General features: G+C 58.4%; 17 protein-coding genes. 12 read left to right on the top strand and 5 right to left on the bottom strand.

Annotated elements, in window-relative coordinates; translation table 11 throughout:
• Window positions 1-160 precede the first annotated feature (160 nt).
• The 5 genes from ACA075_RS26410 to ACA075_RS26390 all read left to right on the top strand — a co-directional run bounded on the left by ACA075_RS26410 (window position 161) and on the right by ACA075_RS26390 (window position 5,226).
• Window positions 161-619 carry a DUF4879 domain-containing protein gene (locus ACA075_RS26410; RefSeq protein WP_497296204.1) on the top strand — a complete coding sequence of 153 codons (459 nt, stop codon included), beginning with the start codon at window positions 161-163 and terminating at the stop codon, window positions 617-619.
• A gap of 67 nt (window positions 620-686) precedes the next feature.
• Window positions 687-1,238, top strand: a complete 552-nt coding sequence (locus ACA075_RS26405; RefSeq protein ID WP_497296203.1) for a DJ-1 family glyoxalase III — start codon at window positions 687-689, stop codon at window positions 1,236-1,238.
• Window positions 1,239-1,511: 273 nt separating this feature from the next.
• Window positions 1,512-2,042: a (2Fe-2S)-binding protein gene (locus ACA075_RS26400; protein ID WP_497296202.1), complete on the top strand. Its 531-nt coding sequence runs from the start codon at window positions 1,512-1,514 to the stop codon at window positions 2,040-2,042.
• Window positions 2,039-3,025, top strand: coding sequence for an FAD binding domain-containing protein (locus ACA075_RS26395; protein ID WP_497296201.1), 987 nt, complete (start codon window positions 2,039-2,041; stop codon window positions 3,023-3,025). Before ACA075_RS26400 ends, ACA075_RS26395 begins: the two co-directional genes overlap by 4 nt.
• Complete coding sequence (locus tag ACA075_RS26390) at window positions 3,025-5,226, top strand: xanthine dehydrogenase family protein molybdopterin-binding subunit (protein WP_497296200.1); 2,202 nt, start codon at window positions 3,025-3,027, stop codon at window positions 5,224-5,226. The genes ACA075_RS26395 and ACA075_RS26390 overlap by 1 nt, the downstream gene beginning before the upstream one ends.
• Here the strand turns inward: ACA075_RS26390 and ACA075_RS26385 are convergent.
• Window positions 5,223-6,461: an MFS transporter gene (locus ACA075_RS26385; RefSeq protein WP_497296199.1), complete on the bottom strand. Its 1,239-nt coding sequence runs from the start codon at window positions 6,459-6,461 to the stop codon at window positions 5,223-5,225. The two genes, ACA075_RS26390 and ACA075_RS26385, sit on opposite strands and share 4 nt — an antisense overlap.
• A gap of 530 nt (window positions 6,462-6,991) precedes the next feature.
• Here ACA075_RS26385 and ACA075_RS26380 point away from each other — a divergent pair.
• The 3 genes from ACA075_RS26380 to ACA075_RS26370 are packed head-to-tail and all read left to right on the top strand — an operon-like array spanning window position 6,992 to window position 9,670.
• A complete protein-coding gene (locus tag ACA075_RS26380) occupies window positions 6,992-8,434 on the top strand; it encodes a cytochrome ubiquinol oxidase subunit I (RefSeq protein ID WP_497296198.1) in 1,443 nt (480 codons plus the stop codon).
• Between the two features lie 3 nt (window positions 8,435-8,437).
• Entirely contained in the window at window positions 8,438-9,445 is a 1,008-nt protein-coding gene (gene cydB, locus ACA075_RS26375) for a cytochrome d ubiquinol oxidase subunit II (protein WP_219096073.1), read from the top strand.
• Window positions 9,446-9,502: 57 nt separating this feature from the next.
• Window positions 9,503-9,670 (top strand): DUF2474 domain-containing protein, encoded by a 168-nt coding sequence (locus ACA075_RS26370; RefSeq protein WP_010467474.1) that lies wholly within the window; start codon window positions 9,503-9,505, stop codon window positions 9,668-9,670.
• A gap of 79 nt (window positions 9,671-9,749) precedes the next feature.
• Here the strand turns inward: ACA075_RS26370 and ACA075_RS26365 are convergent, their stop codons facing one another.
• Window positions 9,750-10,874 carry a methyltransferase gene (locus tag ACA075_RS26365; protein ID WP_497296197.1) on the bottom strand — a complete coding sequence of 375 codons (1,125 nt, stop codon included), beginning with the start codon at window positions 10,872-10,874 and terminating at the stop codon, window positions 9,750-9,752.
• A gap of 188 nt (window positions 10,875-11,062) precedes the next feature.
• Complete coding sequence (locus ACA075_RS26360; protein WP_497296196.1) at window positions 11,063-11,773, bottom strand: LuxR family transcriptional regulator; 711 nt, start codon at window positions 11,771-11,773, stop codon at window positions 11,063-11,065.
• Between the two features lie 346 nt (window positions 11,774-12,119).
• On the opposite strand from ACA075_RS26360, the gene ACA075_RS26355 reads away from it, so the two are divergent.
• The gene (locus tag ACA075_RS26355) at window positions 12,120-12,896 is read left to right on the top strand and encodes a ferredoxin--NADP reductase (RefSeq protein WP_497296195.1); all 777 of its coding nucleotides are present in this window, start codon (window positions 12,120-12,122) and stop codon (window positions 12,894-12,896) included.
• 46 nt (window positions 12,897-12,942) lie between these two features.
• Here ACA075_RS26355 and mscL read toward each other — a convergent pair whose 3' ends face one another.
• Window positions 12,943-13,356 carry a large-conductance mechanosensitive channel protein MscL gene (gene mscL, locus ACA075_RS26350; RefSeq protein ID WP_497296194.1) on the bottom strand — a complete coding sequence of 138 codons (414 nt, stop codon included), beginning with the start codon at window positions 13,354-13,356 and terminating at the stop codon, window positions 12,943-12,945.
• Between the two features lie 286 nt (window positions 13,357-13,642).
• Between mscL and ACA075_RS26345 the strand changes: the two genes are divergently transcribed.
• From ACA075_RS26345 to radA, 3 genes are read left to right on the top strand one after another with little or no spacing between them, the layout of a single operon-like run.
• Window positions 13,643-15,184 carry a catalase gene (locus ACA075_RS26345; RefSeq protein ID WP_497296193.1) on the top strand — a complete coding sequence of 514 codons (1,542 nt, stop codon included), beginning with the start codon at window positions 13,643-13,645 and terminating at the stop codon, window positions 15,182-15,184.
• A 59-nt stretch (window positions 15,185-15,243) separates the two neighbouring features.
• Window positions 15,244-15,786, top strand: coding sequence for an ankyrin repeat domain-containing protein (locus tag ACA075_RS26340; RefSeq protein WP_497296192.1), 543 nt, complete (start codon window positions 15,244-15,246; stop codon window positions 15,784-15,786).
• Between the two features lie 45 nt (window positions 15,787-15,831).
• A complete protein-coding gene (gene radA, locus ACA075_RS26335; protein ID WP_010467488.1) occupies window positions 15,832-17,199 on the top strand; it encodes a DNA repair protein RadA in 1,368 nt (455 codons plus the stop codon).
• Window positions 17,200-17,333: 134 nt separating this feature from the next.
• Here radA and ACA075_RS26330 read toward each other — a convergent pair whose 3' ends face one another.
• Complete coding sequence (locus tag ACA075_RS26330) at window positions 17,334-17,702, bottom strand: PilZ domain-containing protein (protein ID WP_497296191.1); 369 nt, start codon at window positions 17,700-17,702, stop codon at window positions 17,334-17,336.
• Between the last annotated feature and the right edge of the window lie 83 nt (window positions 17,703-17,785).

The raw sequence follows: 17,785 nt of genomic DNA, 5'->3' as shown, positions 1-17,785 counted from the left end.
GCACAGACCGCTGATAGCGCCTGGTAATTTACTGTGGGCCGGAAAAAGCCGCGCATCATACCAGCAGCGTGGGGCTATGGCTGCTTATGGCTGCGATCGTCGTCGATGTTTTGCGCTAAAGCGAAGTGAGCCATACTGCGCGCTGGTTTTGGGGGGCGTTATGAATTGCATTAGGAAGCGTGGGGTTGCGGTGATTGGCGTCGCGATGGCGTTGTGGCTGGGGGCGCAAACTGCCTCGGCGGCAATGGCGCCGCGATTGAGCCAGTTGAAGGTGGTCAAGGTTGAATCGCCGTCCTGTGGTTTTGAGAACATTGCCGACGGGCAGACCGAGACGAGTTGCGACCACAGCGGTCCGAGCATCAAGGTCTACGTGCTGGAAGTCGGCTACGGTAGCCCTAGTCCACATGTCGCGCTGGATGGTTTTGAAATAGACGGCACCCGGACGCCAGTGTGTGCCTTTCAAACCGGCAACCTGACCGAGTGCACACCTGGAGCAAAGACCGTCGGCTATCTCTATATCTTCAATCTTGCAGGCAAGCAGGACGGGATCTTCACGTTCAGCAACACCTCAATCAATGCCCCGGGCGACAAGATGTCGACACAGCTTTACATCAAGTAACGGCTGCGCTGGAACAAGTCTCAAGAAAGCTGACTACGCTTTAAAGATCATTCTGTGGACCGCGCCCATGACCTTTAGAGCTTTGATTACCCTCGCCGAGGGCATCGATGACCTGCAAACCGTGACCCTGATCGATGTACTTCGCCGCGCCAAGGTTGAAGTGGTGGTGGCGAGCATCGAGGGCCGGCGCATGCTTACTTGTGCCCGTGGTACCCGCGTGACCGCCGATGCAATGTTGGTGGATTTACTGGCTCAGCCGTTCGACCTGATCGCTCTGCCCGGCGGAGAAGTTGGCTCGCAACATCTCGCCGCCCATCAGCCTCTATTGCAACTCATCAAGGATCAGGCGGCTGCCGGACGCTTGTTTGCCGGCATCGCCGAATCTCCGGCGCTGGCGCTGCAAACCTTCGGCGTTCTGCGTCAGCGGCGCATGACCTGCCTGCCATCAGCCAGCCATCAACTCTCGGGTTGCAACTTTGTCGACCAACCCGTAGTGGTCGACGGCAATTGCATCACCGCTCAAGGTTCGGGTGCGGCGCTCGAATTTGCCCTGACGCTGGTGGAACAACTCTGCGGTAAAGCCACGCGGGCGGCAGTGGCGGGGGAGTTGGTGGTATAGCCGTTCATATTCTTTTTGCCGTTGCGCGATCCATGTAGCAGCCTGCGTTCGGCTGCGAAGCAGTCGTGAGATTGGCCACCGTGTTGTATCAGGTAGACCAAGTTGGCAGATTTTACGGCCGCTTCGCAGCCGAACGCAGGCTTCGCCAGCTGCTACATACCCTTTTTCCACGCCCATCAATTCCCTTGAACGCTAATCCCACCCCGAAGTCGTACCCCTTATGACGGCGGTTTGCCAAAACGCCGCGAATGTACGACCAACCGTGAGGTGTTTATGAGCGCGACCACTCCCGAGGCGGCGCAGCCGTCTTTCGTACGTCATCCGTTACGCCTGTCCCTCAACGGCCAGGATCGTCATCTTGAGATCCTGCCCTGGATCACATTGCTGGACCTTCTGCGTGAGCAACTGGACCTGATCGGCACGAAAAAAGGCTGTGATCACGGCCAGTGCGGTGCCTGCACGGTATTGCTCAACGGCAAACGGGTTAACGCTTGTCTGACGTTGGCGGTGATGTGCGACGGTGCCGAGTTGACCACCATTGAAGGATTGGCCAATGGCGACGAACTGCATCCGATGCAGCAAGCCTTCATCAAACACGATGCCTTTCAATGCGGCTATTGCACGCCGGGGCAGATCTGCTCGGCGGTGGGTTTGGTCAACGAAGGTTGGGCGCAAACCACTGAAGAAATTCAAGAGCTGATGAGCGGCAACCTCTGTCGTTGTGGCGCCTACAACAACATCCGCGACGCCATCGAGGAGGCGCTTCCAGTCTGCCGTCAACTTGGGCAAGGCGGTGGCCAATGAACCCTTTCCATTACAGCAAGCCGGATTCGGTGCAGGACGCGGTTCATCTCGCCGGCCCGGCATCGCGCTTCATCGCTGGCGGTACGAATCTGCTGGATTTGATGAAGGAAAACCTCACCCGCCCCGAGCACTTGATCGACATCACCGGTTTGCCATTACGCGAAGTCACCGAAACGACCAAAGGCGGATTGATGATCGGCGCCCTGGTCAGCAACGCTGATCTGGCCTGGCACCCGTTGATCGAACAGCGTTACCCGCTGTTGTCCCAAGCCATTTTGGCTGGCGCTTCACCGCAGTTGCGCAACATGGCCAGCACCGGCGGCAATCTGCTGCAACGCACGCGCTGCTATTACTTCTACGATGCCAGCGTGCCGTGCAACAAACGCGAACCCGGCAGCGGCTGTCCGGCGCGGGAGGGGCTGAACCGAATTCACGCGATCCTTGGCGCCAGTGCGCAGTGCGTCGCCACTCATCCGTCCGACATGTGCGTTGCTTTGGCCGCCCTGGAAGCCGTGGTCCACGTGCAAGGTCGCGGCGGTGCGCGGACCATCGAGTTCGCCGACTTCCATCGTTTGCCCGGCGATACGCCGGAGCGCGACAACCAACTGGCCGACGATGAACTGATCATTGCCATCGAGTTACCCTCCCCCGGTTTTGCCGAGTACAGCCATTACTTGAAGATTCGAGATCGTGCGTCGTATGCCTTTGCACTGGTCTCGGTGGCTGCTGCGCTCGAAATGACCGGGCCGATCATTCGTGAAGCGCGGCTGGTCCTCGGCGGTGTAGCGCACAAACCCTGGCGCGACAAAACCGTCGAAAACTGGCTGGTGGGCAAAGCGGTCAGCAGCGAAACTTTCGGCGCCGCCGCCGACGCTTTGCTGCAAAACGCCGAACCGCTCGAACATAACGCCTTTAAAGTCAAACTGGCGCGCCGAGCCATTGTCCGCGCCCTGAGTGATGCCGCGCTGGGAGGACACGCCTGATGAACACCTTCACCAAACCCATGGGCCAATCGCTGGATCGGGTCGACGGCCAGCTCAAAGTCACCGGCCAGGCCCGCTACGCCGGTGAGTTTCCCGAGGAAGGCTTGCTGCACGGCAGCGTCGTTTCGAGCAACATTGCCAGCGGTCGCGTGGTCAGCATCGACGCATCCGAGGCGCTGGCGCTGCCTGGCGTGGTAGCGGTGATTGATCACAACAATCGCCCGAGAATCGCCAATTACGACAAAGATTACGAAGACGCTGACTCGGCCGAAGGTTCGCCGTTTCGCCCGTTGTACAACGATCGGGTCCTGTACAGCGGCCAGCCACTGGCACTCGTCGTCGCGGATAACCTTGAGCTGGCGCGCCATGCAGGTTCGTTGATAAAGATTGAATACGAAGCCGAGTCTCATCAGACCGATCTGCTATCGCTGCAAGGCGAAGCCCATACCGCACCCGCCGAATTGCCCAAGCCACGTGGGAATTTTCAGGCTGAGTTTGCCGGCGCGGCCGTGAGTCTGGATCTGAACTACAGCACCCCGATCGAACACCACAACCCGATGGAAGCCCACGCCAGCACGGTGCTGTATCAGGCCGATGGCAGTCTGCACATCCACGACAAGACCCAAGGCCCGCAGAACTGTCAGTCCTATGTGCAAAAGGTCTTCGGGCTTGAGAAGGAGCAGGTCAGAGTTTTCGCTGCCTATGTGGGCGGTGCATTCGGTTCGGGCTTGCGTCCGCAGTATCAATTGCCCTTGGCTGTGATGGCGGCGTTGGAGCTCAAACGTTCGGTGCGCGTGACGTTGACGCGCCAGCAGATGTTCACTTTCGGCTATCGCCCACGCACCTTGCAGCGCTTGCAATTGGGCGCGGCGGCCAATGGTCGGTTGCTCGCGGTCGCGCACACTGCCATCGGCCAGACTTCGCGCTTCGAAGATTTCACCGAGCACGTAGTGGAGTGGAGCGGCATGCTCTATCACTGCGACAACGTGCAGCTGACCTACAAACTGCTGCCGCTGGACGTTTTCACACCGCTGGACATGCGTGCCCCAGGCGCGGCACTGGGATTGATCGGACTTGAATGTGCAATGGACGAACTGGCGTGCGCATTAGCGATCGATCCGGTTCAGTTGCGCTTGATCAACTACTCCGAACGCAATCAGAACGAAGACAAACCGTACTCCAGCAAAGAACTGCGTGAGTGCTACGCCCAAGGCGCCAAACGTTTTGGCTGGGATAAGCGCAATGCCGAACCCCGAAGCATGCGTCACGGTCGGCAATTGGTCGGTTGGGGCATGGCCGGAGGCGTCTGGGAGGCTATGCAGCAGAAGGCCAGTGCCAAGGCATCGCTCGATCACAACGGCAAACTAACGGTTAGTAGCGCGACCACAGACATCGGCACCGGAACCTACACGGTAATGACGCAAATCGCCGCGCAGTCGTCGGGCGTTTCGCTGAAGGACGTCACTTTTGTCCTTGGTGACTCTTCATTACCGACCGCGCCATTGCAGGGCGGATCGTTCACGGTTTCGTCGGTCGGCACTGCCGTGCAGCAAGCCTGTGAAGCGCTGAAGGAAAAACTGCTCGCTGTGGCGCGGCAAACGTGTCCTGCATTCAGTGGCGTGACCTCTGAGCAGTCGGTTTTCGAAGAAGGACAGCTGTCATTCGGTGACGCGCGGATAAAGCTGTCTGATTTAGCCCGGAACAGCGGCGAAGATGTGATTGAGGTTCAAGTAGACGCCGAGCCCGACAAAAAACGCGAAGCCTACGCCACCGCGACCCACTCGGCCGTGTTCGTCGAGGTGCTGGTGGATGAGGATTTGGGCACGGTGAAGGTGAGCCGGGTGGTCAGCGCCATTGCCGCAGGCCGGGTGGTCAACCCGAAAATGGCCCGCAGCCAGATTCTCGGTGGCGTGGTGTGGGGTATCGGCATGGCGCTGCACGAGGAGACGCAAACCGACCATGCGCTGGGTCGTCACATGAACCACAGCCTGGCCGAGTACCACATCCCGGTAAACGCCGACATCGGCGAAATTGATGTGCTGTTTGTCGAAGAACGCGACGAGATCGTCAACGCCCTCGGCTCCAAGGGGGTAGGCGAAATCGGCATCGTCGGGGTGGCGGCGGCGGTGGCGAATGCCATTTATCACGCCACCGGCAAACGGGTGAGGGATTTCCCCATCACCCTCGACAAACTGCTCTAGACCTTGGCTTCTTCCACCGGCACATGCATGCGGTCGCGGTTGGCCAGGGTCGGGAACAGTTTGATCCACGCCCCGGTCACCACCAGCGTGCCGATACCGCCCATGACCACCGCCGGCACGGTGCCGAACCAATGGGCGGTGAGGCCGGATTCGAACTCGCCCAACTGGTTCGAAGCACCGATGAACAAACCGTTCACGGCGCTGACCCGGCCGCGCATTTCGTCCGGGGTTTCCAGTTGCACGAAGGAGGCGCGGATCACCATGCTGATCATGTCCGCTGCGCCCAACACCACCAGTACGGCCAGGGAAAACCAGAATGAAGTCGAGAGGCCAAATGCGATGGTCGCGACGCCGAACACACCGACGGCCGTGAACATTACCCGCCCGACTTTGCGCTCCACGGCGAATCGCGCCAGGTACAGCGACATCAGCAGCGCACCGACTGCCGGGGCTGAGCGCAACAGGCCCAGGCCCCAGGGGCCGGTCAACAGGATGTCCTTGGCGAACACCGGCAGCAGCGCCGTCGCACCGCCGAGCAATACCGCAAACAGATCCAGGGAAATCGCCCCGAGAATGTCCGGGCGACTGCGAATGAAGCGGATACCCGCGAGCAACGAATCAAGGGTTGCCTTGCCCTTGTTCAGCGGCGTTTGCCGGGCCGGCAGGTTGAGCATCAACAAGCAGGCAATGATGTAGAGGATCACCGTCGGGCCATACACCCAGACGCTGCCGAAGGCATAGAGCAAACCACCCAGGGCCGGGGCGACGATGGTGGCGGATTGTTGGGCCGACTGTGCGGCGGCGACGGCGCGGGGGAATAGCGCGCTGGGCACGATGCTCGGCAGCAAGGCCTGGGTGGTCGGCATCTCGAATGAGCGCGCAGCCCCCAGCAAGAACGCGAGAATGAAGATCATCTCTCGGGTGACATGGTCGGTCGCGCTGCCGATGGCCAGGGACAGGGCAATCAACGCTTGCAGAGACTGGCAGATCGCCGCGACCTTGCGCCGGTCATAGCGGTCCGCAACGTGCCCGGTGTGCAGCATGAACAGCACCCGCGGGGCAAATTCCACCAGCCCCACCAGACCCAGATCGAGCACATTGCCGGTCAGTTGATACAGATTCCAGCCGATGGCCACGGTGAGCATTTGAAAACCGCTGGCTGTGAACACCCGAGCCAGCCAGAACGCGATAAAAGGGCGGTGATGGCGTAACAGCAAGGGCGCTTGGCTGGGCATCTGAGGGCAGGTCTTGAGCGAGGGAAGGGTCGAGATTATCACCAACCTGTAACCAGAAGTTGCGGCCCCTGGAAATTTAGTTAGCTAAACACCGATCTCCCGTGGCGAGGGGGCTTGCCCCCGTCGCGCTGCGAAGCGGCCCCAATTTATTGGCAACTCATTACAACAGGCACACCCGCATCATCCAACTTACGGCGGTTGCGCGGCCGAAACGGGGGCAAGCCCCCTCGCCACAGCAGGCTCGCTTCCACAGGTAATGTGTTTCAGTTCATGAGCAGAGCTATGAGGCAACCTGTCACGCGGCAAAAGACCACACCGTACATCGTCAAAAATGGGACTACTCTTTTAACCATTGCTTGATCCAGATCAAGACCCTTGTGGAAATGATCCGGCGGCCAGATGGCCAGACTCCCTACGTTGTGATGGTTGTAAAAAAAGAACGAATTCAAATTCGCCACACTCCATATCCGTGGGGGCAGTGGGTGCAGGCCGCAAGCCTTCAGCCGGTATTACCTGACAGAGGAAGACTTATGTTCGGTTTGGAGGCGCTTGATCTCGCCCGAATTCAGTTCGCGTTCACCATCTCGTTCCACATCCTGTTCCCGGCTATCACCATTGGCCTGGCGAGTTACCTGGCGGTACTCGAAGGCCTGTGGCTGAAGACGAACAACGACACTTACCGTGATCTGTACCATTTCTGGTCGAAGATCTTTGCCGTCAACTTCGGCATGGGCGTGGTGTCCGGGTTGGTCATGGCGTATCAGTTCGGCACCAACTGGAGCCGCTTCTCGGACTTTGCCGGTTCCGTGACCGGGCCGTTGCTGACGTATGAAGTCCTGACCGCGTTCTTCCTGGAGGCCGGTTTCCTAGGCGTCATGCTGTTTGGCTGGAACAAGGTCGGGCGCAACCTGCACTTCTTCGCCACGGTCATGGTCGCCATCGGCACGCTGATCTCGACCTTCTGGATTCTCGCCTCCAACAGCTGGATGCAAACCCCGCAGGGTTTCGAAATCATCAATGGCCAGGTCATTCCAACCGACTGGTTCGCCGTGATCTTCAACCCGTCATTCCCGTACCGCCTGATGCACATGGCCACGGCTGCGTTCGTCGCCACCGCCTTCTTTGTCGGCTCTTCGGCGGCCTGGCACTTGCTGCGCGGCAAGGACAACCCGGCCATCCGCACCATGCTCTCGATGGCCATGTGGATGGCCTTGATCGTGGCGCCGATTCAGGCGGTCATCGGTGACTTTCACGGGTTGAACACGCTCGAGCACCAGCCGGCGAAAATCGCCGCGATCGAAGGTCACTGGGAAAACCACGGCGATGAGCCAACCCCGCTGATCCTGTTCGGCTGGCCGGACATGAAAGAAGAGCGGACCAAGTTCGCGGTGGAAATTCCGTATCTGGGCAGCTTGATCCTGACGCATTCCCTGGATAAGCAAGTGCCGGCGCTGAAAGATTTTCCGCCTGAAGACCGTCCTAATTCCACCATCGTGTTCTGGTCATTCCGGATCATGGTGGGTCTGGGCATGCTGATGATCTTCACCGGACTGTGGAGCCTGTGGCTGCGCAAGAGCGATAAGTTGTACACCTCGCGACCGTTCCTTTATCTGGCGTTGTGGATGGGTCCGTCCGGACTGATTGCGATCCTTGCCGGTTGGTTTACCACTGAAATCGGCCGTCAGCCGTGGGTGGTCTATGGCCTGATGCGCACGGCGGACGCGTCCTCCAATCACAGCTTCATGCAGATGAGCATCACGCTGATCCTATTCGTGGTGGTGTATTTCGCGCTGTTCGGTGCCGGTCTGGGCTACATGATGCGCCTGGTGCGCAAAGGGCCGAAGATCGACGAAGGCAAGGAAACCAATGACGGTGGCCCTGGCCAGAAACGCACGCCGGCCCGTCCGCTTTCTGCGGCCGACGACGATGGTGCAGACGCTGACCACCGCCCCAGCCTGACCAAGGAGATTTGAGTCATGGGTATTGATCTTCCGCTGATCTGGGCCGTGATCATCATCTTCGGCATCATGATGTACGTGGTCATGGACGGTTTCGACCTGGGGATCGGGATTCTCTTCCCGTTCATCCCGGGCAAGACTGACCGTGACGTGATGATGAACACCGTCGCCCCTGTCTGGGACGGCAACGAAACCTGGCTGGTGCTGGGCGGCGCGGCGTTGTTCGGCGCGTTCCCGCTGGCCTATTCGGTGGTGCTCTCGGCGCTGTACCTGCCGCTGATTTTCATGCTGATCGGGCTGATTTTCCGCGGCGTGGCGTTCGAGTTCCGCTTCAAGGCCAAGGACGACAAGCGTCATCTGTGGGACAAGGCGTTTATCGGTGGTTCGATTGCCGCAACGTTCTTCCAGGGTGTGGCGCTGGGTGCATTCATCGACGGGTTGCCAGTGGTCAACCGCCAGTTTGCGGGCGGTTCACTGGACTGGCTGACACCGTTCACGCTGTTCTGCGGCCTCGCGTTGGTGGTGGCTTATGCGCTGCTGGGTTGCACTTGGCTGATCATGAAGACCGAAGGCAAGTTGCAGGAGCAGATGCATGATCTGGCGCGGCCGTTGGCGTTCGTGGTGTTGGCGGTGATCGGTATCGTCAGTATCTGGACCCCGCTTGCCCATGCCGAGATCGCGGCTCGCTGGTTTACCCTGCCGAATCTGTTCTGGTTCCTGCCAGTACCGATCCTGGTGCTGGTGACCATGTACGGACTGATTCGCGCCGTGGCCCGAAATGCGCACTACACGCCATTCCTGCTGACCCTGGTGCTGATCTTCCTGGGCTACAGCGGTCTGGGCATCAGCCTGTGGCCCAACATCGTGCCGCCTTCGATCTCGATCTGGGACGCTGCTGCACCGCCGCAAAGCCAGGGCTTCATGCTGGTCGGTACGCTGTTCATCATCCCGTTCATCCTGGGTTATACCTTCTGGAGCTACTACGTGTTCCGCGGCAAGGTGACCCACGAAGACGGTTATCACTAGCGCACACGACAATGGCGCAGGGCTTGAACCTGCGCCGTTTCAGAGGAGGTCAAGATGATGGCTGGCAAACATTCCCTGGAGGAAATCAAGGCGGCAGAGAAAAAACCGCTTTGGCAGCGGCTCGGTTGGTTGGCCTTGATTTGGGTCGGTAGCGTGGGGGCCCTGTTTATCGTGGCCAGTTTGATGCGCATGTTCATGAACGCCGCAGGTCTGTCCACGCACTGAAACACCCGAGATTCCCATCCCGTTGCCTTGCGGCACGGATTCAAACCCTCCTGTCACGGAGGGTTTTTTTTACCTGCGATTATTTGCGGGCTTTGAGAATGACGAATTTCGGTGTGGCCGCCACTTGCTCGACGCCACGGAACAACCGCGCGAGCTTGCTGTGGTAACCGAGGTGACGGTTGCCGACGATGTACAACGCACCGCCAGTTACCAGGGCTTCGCGCGCCTGCTGGAACATCCGCCAGGCAAGAAAATCGCCGACGACTTGTTGCTGGTGAAAAGGTGGATTGCACAGCACCACGTCCAGCGATTGCGGCTCTTGCCCGGCCAGGCCATCGCCGGCGCGCACGATCACGTCACGATCACCCAGTGCAGCGCGCCAGTTTTCGGCGGCCGATTGCACCGCCATGAATGACTCGTCCACCAGCGTGTAATGGGCTTCAGGGTTTTGTAGAGCGCTGGCGATTGCCAGTACGCCGTTACCACAACCGAGATCGGCAACGCGCGCGGTACCGAGGTTCTGTGGCAAGTGTGGAAGAAATGCTCGAGTGCCGATGTCCAGCCCTTCGCGGCAGAACACATTGGCGTGGTTCAGCAGTTCGATCGCCGGCGTGTCGAGTTGATAGCGGGAAGGGTAGGGGGACACGGCTGGGCTTTTGGCTTCGGGCGTTGCGATCAGCAGTCGGGCTTTTTTCACCGCCAACGAGGCTTGCACCGGGCCGATGTAACGTTCCAGCAGGTCACCGGCGGCACGAGGCAAATGCTTGACCATCGCCGCAGCGATGACCTGGGCGCCCGGAGCCAGTTGGTTTTGCAGGCGAATCAGTTGCTCTTCCAGCAAGGCCAGGGTTTTCGGCACCCGGATCAACACACGGTCAAACGGCCCCGCAAAAGCTTCGTTGGCCGGTACGCTCGGCACGGCATCGAAGGCTTGGCCGTTGCGGATCAGATTCTTTTCCAGGCCCTGGAAGGCCAGGAACGAGTCGCCGCTGGTGGTCACCACCACTTTTCCCGCCAGGCTCGCAGCCAATGCGCCGAAACTGTCGTTGAGCACCAGTACCCGAGTGTCGGCGGCCGTTTGTTGCACGGCCAGATGATTGAGCAGGTATTCGTCTGCTGCGTCGAAAGCTTGCAGCGGTTCGTTTTGCTGTTCTGGCTGACGGATCAGATCGAGTTGGGCGAAGGGCGTTTCGAGCAGGGGCATGAGGCGGGGCTCTGGGTAGTCAACGAGTGTGGTGTCCCGCTGCCTGAAGCGTTGTAGCGGGCGGGACCGTCCGAGTGGACTGCGACGTAATGGTTCACTCGTCATCACTCTGGAGGAGCCGCAAATGGTACGTTTTTTTCTTTTGGAATACTCGCAGGTTTTTCCTCATCGGTACTCGGGCGTACTGCTCAGATCATGCACGCCCTGGTTGCCGCGACCACTGCTGCGAGCTTGTTGTTGACGCCCAGTTTCTGGATTGCCCTGTGAATATGAAAATTTGCGGTGCGTTCAGTGATGCAGAGGATACAGCCTATTTCATAGGCGGTTTTGCCATCGGCTGACAGTTTCAATATCTCGATCTCGCGTACTGATAAATGAGGTTTGCAGCAATCCTTCACGCGATCGGGGAGTTTTTTAGCGACGAGCCCATGCAGATGGTTGCCGATGAAAATCATGTAACCCAGTTTTTCATAAAATTCATAGGGGGTGATGGGGCTGTCGCTTCTTGCCAGGCTAAGCATGCTGCGCAGCCCGTTATCGCCATGCAGCGATTGCGACCAGCCATACTGCAAACCCAGTTCTTTCTGTGCTTGCCACAGCGTTGGTGTCTTCGAGTAAACCTTCTCTTCCCATAAAATGGGCATTGTTGAACGATTGCAATGAGCTACTATCGGGTCGATTTCCCTGAAGTGGTTTTGTTCATATTCCGCGTTCCAGCCACTGGGGTAGTTATTGAAATTCACTCTATCGAAGCGTGGGCCTCGTAAGTGAGAAGTGATTGAAAATGCACAAAAATTAAAGCCAAGGCTTTTGACGAAATCCAGTGAAATCTCATAGGCAGGTTCAACGTCTTTCGCTTCAGCTATCTGTCTTAAACGTGATTCCTTCCACATTTCCATTAGCGTAACTCCATGCGGGTATCTTGGGGGGTGCATATTGGATCCGAAATCCAGCACGCCACGAGTGTAGGAGTAATCCTACGAACAGGCTGCAATTTTTTTGCTCTTGAAAAGGTTGAAAAGTAAATAAATGGTTCTTAGTCATGAATTAACAAAGTTATATGTTGTACCCAATGTAACTATTGAACTTTGCTTTTGCACCCTTTCGTTGGTCTGGAAAGAGAGTGATTTAAAACCGTACTAATAACCGCAGGATATGGAGTCTTGTCTAAAGCCACTACAAATCACCGGTGTTTACATCACTCGCTTTGCGGGACACTGGGGCATCTGTTGAATGGAGCACCCCATGACCGCCAGCGCAGAAAAATTCACTCGCCAGACCCTGACCGACGTTCAGCCGTTGACCCCCAACCTGTTCACGTTGCGGGCCAGCAGAGATCCCGGCTTTCGTTTTCGGGCAGGGCAATTCGCCCGGCTGGGCGTGACCCGGGCCGATGGCAGTACGGTGTGGCGCGCCTATTCAATGGTCTCCTCGCCACATGACGAGTTTCTCGAGTTCTTTTCCATCGTTGTGCCCGGCGGGGAGTTCACCAGTGAACTGAGCCGGCTGCAGATTGGCGATACGCTGTTGGTCGACCGTCAGGCCTTTGGCTACCTGACGCTGGATCGTTTCGTCGACGGTCGTGATCTCTGGTTGTTATCCACAGGCACCGGCGTGGCGCCGTTTTTGTCGATCCTGCAGGACTTCGAGGTGTGGGAGAAATTCGAGCGGATCATCCTGGTCTACAGCGTAAGGGAAGCCCGCGAGCTGGCTTATCAGGCGCTGATCGCGGGGCTGGCGCAGCGCGACTATCTGGCCGAATACGCGCACAAATTGCAGTTCATCGCCACCGTCACGCGCGAGGAGCACCCCGGCGCCCTGAACGGGCGAATCACGACGTTGATAGAAAATGGCGAACTGGAGCGGGTGGCGGGGGTGGCGCTGACGGCCGAGCATTCGCGGGTCATGCTCTGCGGCAACCCTCAGATGATCGATGACACACGCAAGTTGCTCAAACAGCGGGACATGCACTTGAGCCTCAGTCGACGACCCGGCCAGGTGGCGGTCGAGAACTTCTGGTAAAAAAAAACGGCGCCCCGAAGGCGCCGTTTCTATTTGCAATCAGCCTTCAGGGCTGATTGTTCTGGGCCTTGAGCAGATCACGGATCTCGCTCAACAGCTCTTCTTCCTTGGTTGGAACCGGCGGCAGGGTTGGCGCAACAGCCTCTTCGCGTTTCAGACGGTTGATGGCTTTGACGCCCATGAAGATCGCGAAGGCGACGATGACGAAGTCGATCAGGCTCTGGATGAACTTACCGTAGGCCAGCACCACCGCCGGGACATCCCCGTTGGCTGCCTTGAGCGTAACGGCCAGGTCACTGAAGTCCACCCCTCCGATCAACAGGCCTATTGGCGGCATCACCACGTCGCCGACAAACGATGAAACGATCTTGCCGAAGGCGGCGCCGATGATGATACCGACGGCCATGTCGACCACATTACCTTTGACCGCGAAGGCCTTGAACTCACTTATCACGCCCATAGGTTATTTCCTTGTTACAGATGAGGTTGGTGGAACGCAGTGTAAAGCAGCATTACGGCTCTTGCTCGAAACAGCTTCTTACAATACTCGTGTTTATCGACACATTTGCCGCCAATTAGTTTTCAAAGTGCCACCAATCGCGCGCGAAATACGTGCTAACGAGCTGATTAGCCACATAAATTTATGAATCATCGTATTACGTTCTTTCTATTTATGTTCTGCGGTCCGGGCCTCTAGCCTCTGGGGAGCGCACTTGGAGTGCGCCTTGAAAACAGAGGAACCTGATATGAATTCGACCATTGGCCTTGGGGCTTTCCCCTCTCGGTACACCCTCGGCGTATTAACCGCCAGCCTGCTGTCCTTCTCCGTCCACGCTTCGACCCTGACCCGAGACAACGGCGCTGCCGTGGGCGATAACCAGAACTCGCAAACCGCCGGCGCCAACGGCCCGGTGCTGCTACAGGACGTGCAACTGATCCAGAAGCTCCAACGCTTTGACCGTGAGCGCATTCCCGAGCGCGTCGTGCATGCCCGCGGCACCGGTGCCCACGGCACCTTCACCGTGACGGATGACTTGAGTGACCTGACCAAGGCCAAGGTATTTGCGGGTGGTCAGAGCACCCCGGTGTTCGTGCGTTTCTCGGCGGTCGTCCACGGCAACCATTCGCCAGAAACCCTGCGTGACCCCCGCGGCTTTGCCACCAAGTTCTACACCGCGGACGGCAACTGGGACCTGGTCGGCAACAATTTCCCGACCTTCTTCATTCGTGATGCGATCAAATTCCCGGACATGGTCCACGCCTTCAAGCCAGACCCGCGTACCAACCTGGACGATGATGCCCGCCGCTTCGATTTCTTCTCCCATGTCCCGGAAGCCACTCGCACCTTGACGGAGTTGTATTCAAATTCCGGTACACCCGCCAGTTATCGGGAAATGGACGGTAATGGTGTTCATGCTTACAAGTTGGTAAATGCCAAAGGTGAAATTCACTACGTGAAGTTTCACTGGAAAAGTTTGCAGGGGATTAATAACCTCGATCCAAAAGCGGTGACCAAAGTACAAGGCCAAGACTACAGTCATATGACTAATGATTTGGTGTTTCATATTAACAAGGGTGACTTTCCTAAATGGGACTTGTACGTCCAGGTATTAAATCCTCAAGACGTGTACAAGTTTGATTTCGATCCATTGGACGCAACCAAAATCTGGCCCGGAGTTCCTGAGCGAAAAGTTGGACAAATGGTGTTGAACCGTAATCCGGCAAATGTCTTCCAGGACACAGAACAAGTTGCCATGGCACCGGCCAATCTTGTTCCAGGCATCGAACCTTCCGAAGATCGCTTATTACAGGGGCGGGTGTTTTCTTATGCCGATACTCAACTGTATCGCCTGGGCGCCAATGCACTTCAATTGCCGATCAATGCACCCAAGGTCGCTGTGAACAACGGCAATCAGGATGGCGCGATGAACATCGGTCACAGCAGTAGCGGCGTGAATTATCAGCCGAGCCGTTTGCTGCCGCGTGACGAGCCGCAAACCGCACGTTACAGCCAGTCGGCCCTGTCGGGCAGCACTCAGCAGGCGAAGATCCAGCGTGAGCAGAACTTCAAGCAGGCCGGCGATCTGTATCGCTCGTTCAGCAAGAAAGAACGCAAGGACTTGATCGAGAGCTTCGGCGGCTCACTGGCCACCACCGATGACGAAAGCAAGCACATCATCCTGTCCTTCCTTTATAAGGCCGACCCGGAATACGGCAGCGGCGTGACCAAAGTGGCCAAGGGTGATCTGAGCCGGGTCAAGGCGCTGGCGGCCAAGCTGGCGGACTGATCGCGTTTGCCTGAAAAGCGGGGCCTCTGACGAGGCTCCGTCAGCCCTAGGAGCTTGCCATGCGTTTTTGTCTATCGATGTTTCTGGCGTGCGTGTCGTTGAGCGTATTCGGCGCGCCGGCCGAAGATCCCGCAGCGCTGAAGGTTCAACTGCAAAATTATTACTTCGACGCCGCCCGCCGTGGCGATGTGCCGATGCTCGATACCTTCATTGAGGCCAAATATTCCCTCGCTACCCGCGACAGCAAGGGTTACACCGCGCTGATTCTTGCGGCCTATCACGGCCAGACAGCCGCCGTGGACCGTTTGCTCGCAGCCGGGGCCGATGCCTGCGCTCAGGATCAGCGCGGCAACACCGCCCTGATGGGCGCCATTTTCAAGGGCGAAATCCAGATCGCCAAAACTCTGTTGGCCGCCCATTGCAGCCCCGACCAACGTAACGGCGCTGGCCAGACGGCCGCGATGTACGCGGGACTGTTCAAGCGAGTCGAATTGCTGGATGAGCTCAAGGCCAAGGGCGCCGACCTGAATGCCGAAGATCCGTTGGGCAACAGCGCCGCGCGTCTGGCCAACGGTGAAATCCGCACAGCGGCGCCGCGCTGATCCGCGTCAGCTGAGCTATCATCGCGGTTTTTGCCGGGAGTTCAGATGGCCAAGGCCAAGCGCATGTACGGCTGCACCGAGTGCGGCTCAACCTTCCCCAAGTGGGCCGGCCAGTGCGGCGAGTGCGGGGCCTGGAACACGCTGACCGAAACCATGGTCGAGAGCGGCGGTGCCGCAGCACCCAGCGGTCGCACCGGTTGGACCGGCCAGCAGGCACAGATCAAGACCTTGGCCGAAGTCAGCGTCGAAGAGATTCCGCGCTTCTCCACCGCGTCCAGCGAGCTCGATCGGGTGTTGGGCGGTGGCCTGGTGGATGGTTCGGTGGTGCTGATCGGCGGTGACCCGGGCATTGGTAAATCGACCATTCTCCTGCAAACCTTGTGCAACCTCGCCAAAGTCATGCCGGCGCTGTACGTCACCGGCGAAGAATCCCAGCAGCAGGTGGCCATGCGCGCGCGTCGTCTGGGCCTGCCTCAGGATCAGCTGCGGGTGATGACCGAAACCTGCATCGAAACCATCATTGCCACCGCCCGGGTCGAAAAGCCCAAGGTCATGGTGATCGACTCCATTCAGACGATCTTCACCGAGCAACTGCAATCGGCACCGGGTGGCGTGTCGCAGGTCAGGGAAAGTGCGGCATTGCTGGTGCGGTATGCCAAGCAGAGCGGCACGGCGATTTTCCTGGTCGGCCACGTGACAAAAGAAGGCGCCTTGGCCGGACCGCGCGTGCTGGAGCACATGGTCGATACGGTGCTGTATTTCGAAGGCGAATCCGATGGACGGCTGCGTCTGTTGCGCGCGGTAAAAAACCGTTTCGGCGCTGTCAACGAATTGGGCGTTTTCGGCATGACCGACAAGGGCCTGAAAGAAGTCTCCAACCCGTCAGCGATTTTTCTGACACGTGCGCAGGAAGAAGTACCGGGCAGTGTGGTCATGGCGACGTGGGAAGGAACGCGGCCGATGCTGGTGGAAGTCCAGGCACTGGTGGATGATAGCCATTTGGCGAACCCGCGTCGGGTCACGCTGGGGCTGGATCAGAATCGTCTGGCGATGTTGCTGGCGGTGCTGCACCGTCACGGCGGGATTCCGACTCACGATCAGGACGTCTTCCTCAACGTGGTCGGCGGGGTGAAGGTGCTGGAAACGGCCTCCGACCTGGCGTTGATGGCCGCGGTCATGTCCAGTTTGCGTAACCGCCCGCTGCCCCATGACTTGCTGGTGTTCGGCGAAGTCGGGCTGTCGGGCGAAGTGCGCCCGGTGCCGAGTGGCCAGGAACGCTTGAAGGAAGCCGCCAAGCACGGCTTCAAACGCGCCATCGTGCCCAAGGGCAATGCGCCCAAGGAAGCGCCGCCGGGGTTGCAGATTATTGCCGTGACCCGTCTGGAACAGGCCCTCGACGCATTGTTCGAGTAGCTGCGGGTAGCAAAGTACACCATCCTGTGGGAGCCGGGCTTGCCCGCGATAGCGGTTTGTCAGTCGATATTTGTGTCGGAGCTGAAGACGTCATCGCGGGCAAGCCCGGCTCCCACAGGGTTTGCGTCGAATCGTCAGATTTCGATCAAAGCGCCCAATTCGCGCTCCAGTTCCTCGGGATCCCCCAGGTTGAACTCGATCAACCGCCGCAGGCGCTCAATCGATTCCAGGCTGATGTGTTTGCAGACGAACCCGAGTTGACCATGATCATCGTGGGTCAACATCACATCCATCTTGATCTCGACGTCGTCGGTTAGATGAATATCCACCAGGAAATGCCAATCCCGATTACCCAGCCACGGCTCTGGCTTCTCGATCAGCAGCCCCTTGAGTGACAGGTCGATCAGCTTCACCGGCCAGATGAATTCCCCCTGGCTCAGCTCGGTTTTGGCATCGAACGCAATACGTTTGAAGCGGCGACGATCGGCAGGGTGCTCGCTCATGGCGCAATCCTCTAGATGTTCGCTGACTATAGACCCGCATTGTCGGAGGCTGCCAGTCAGGACAGTCTTCTAGACCAATGTCG

The organism is Pseudomonas sp. LBUM1663 (genome assembly GCF_059695905.1).
Note: the sequence above shows the minus strand (reverse complement) of the source record. Positions and strands in the feature narration are given on the sequence as shown.

Excerpts from the sequence above, each read along its gene's own strand:
- ACA075_RS26410 (WP_497296204.1), top strand. The coding sequence starts at position 161 with ATGAATTGCATTAGGAAGCGTGGGGTTGCGGTGATTGGCGTCGCGATG.
- ACA075_RS26360 (WP_497296196.1), bottom strand. The coding sequence starts at position 11,773 with ATGGAAATGTGGAAGGAATCACGTTTAAGACAGATAGCTGAAGCGAAA.
- ACA075_RS26370 (WP_010467474.1), top strand. The coding sequence starts at position 9,503 with ATGGCTGGCAAACATTCCCTGGAGGAAATCAAGGCGGCAGAGAAAAAA.
- ACA075_RS26345 (WP_497296193.1), top strand. The coding sequence starts at position 13,643 with ATGAATTCGACCATTGGCCTTGGGGCTTTCCCCTCTCGGTACACCCTC.
- ACA075_RS26330 (WP_497296191.1), bottom strand. The coding sequence starts at position 17,702 with ATGAGCGAGCACCCTGCCGATCGTCGCCGCTTCAAACGTATTGCGTTC.
- ACA075_RS26405 (WP_497296203.1), top strand. The coding sequence starts at position 687 with ATGACCTTTAGAGCTTTGATTACCCTCGCCGAGGGCATCGATGACCTG.
- ACA075_RS26340 (WP_497296192.1), top strand. The coding sequence starts at position 15,244 with ATGCGTTTTTGTCTATCGATGTTTCTGGCGTGCGTGTCGTTGAGCGTA.
- ACA075_RS26400 (WP_497296202.1), top strand. The coding sequence starts at position 1,512 with ATGAGCGCGACCACTCCCGAGGCGGCGCAGCCGTCTTTCGTACGTCAT.
- cydB (WP_219096073.1), top strand. The coding sequence starts at position 8,438 with ATGGGTATTGATCTTCCGCTGATCTGGGCCGTGATCATCATCTTCGGC.
- ACA075_RS26390 (WP_497296200.1), top strand. The coding sequence starts at position 3,025 with ATGAACACCTTCACCAAACCCATGGGCCAATCGCTGGATCGGGTCGAC.
- radA (WP_010467488.1), top strand. The coding sequence starts at position 15,832 with ATGGCCAAGGCCAAGCGCATGTACGGCTGCACCGAGTGCGGCTCAACC.
- ACA075_RS26395 (WP_497296201.1), top strand. The coding sequence starts at position 2,039 with ATGAACCCTTTCCATTACAGCAAGCCGGATTCGGTGCAGGACGCGGTT.
- mscL (WP_497296194.1), bottom strand. The coding sequence starts at position 13,356 with ATGGGCGTGATAAGTGAGTTCAAGGCCTTCGCGGTCAAAGGTAATGTG.
- ACA075_RS26355 (WP_497296195.1), top strand. The coding sequence starts at position 12,120 with ATGACCGCCAGCGCAGAAAAATTCACTCGCCAGACCCTGACCGACGTT.
- ACA075_RS26385 (WP_497296199.1), bottom strand. The coding sequence starts at position 6,461 with ATGCCCAGCCAAGCGCCCTTGCTGTTACGCCATCACCGCCCTTTTATC.
- ACA075_RS26365 (WP_497296197.1), bottom strand. The coding sequence starts at position 10,874 with ATGCCCCTGCTCGAAACGCCCTTCGCCCAACTCGATCTGATCCGTCAG.
- ACA075_RS26380 (WP_497296198.1), top strand. The coding sequence starts at position 6,992 with ATGTTCGGTTTGGAGGCGCTTGATCTCGCCCGAATTCAGTTCGCGTTC.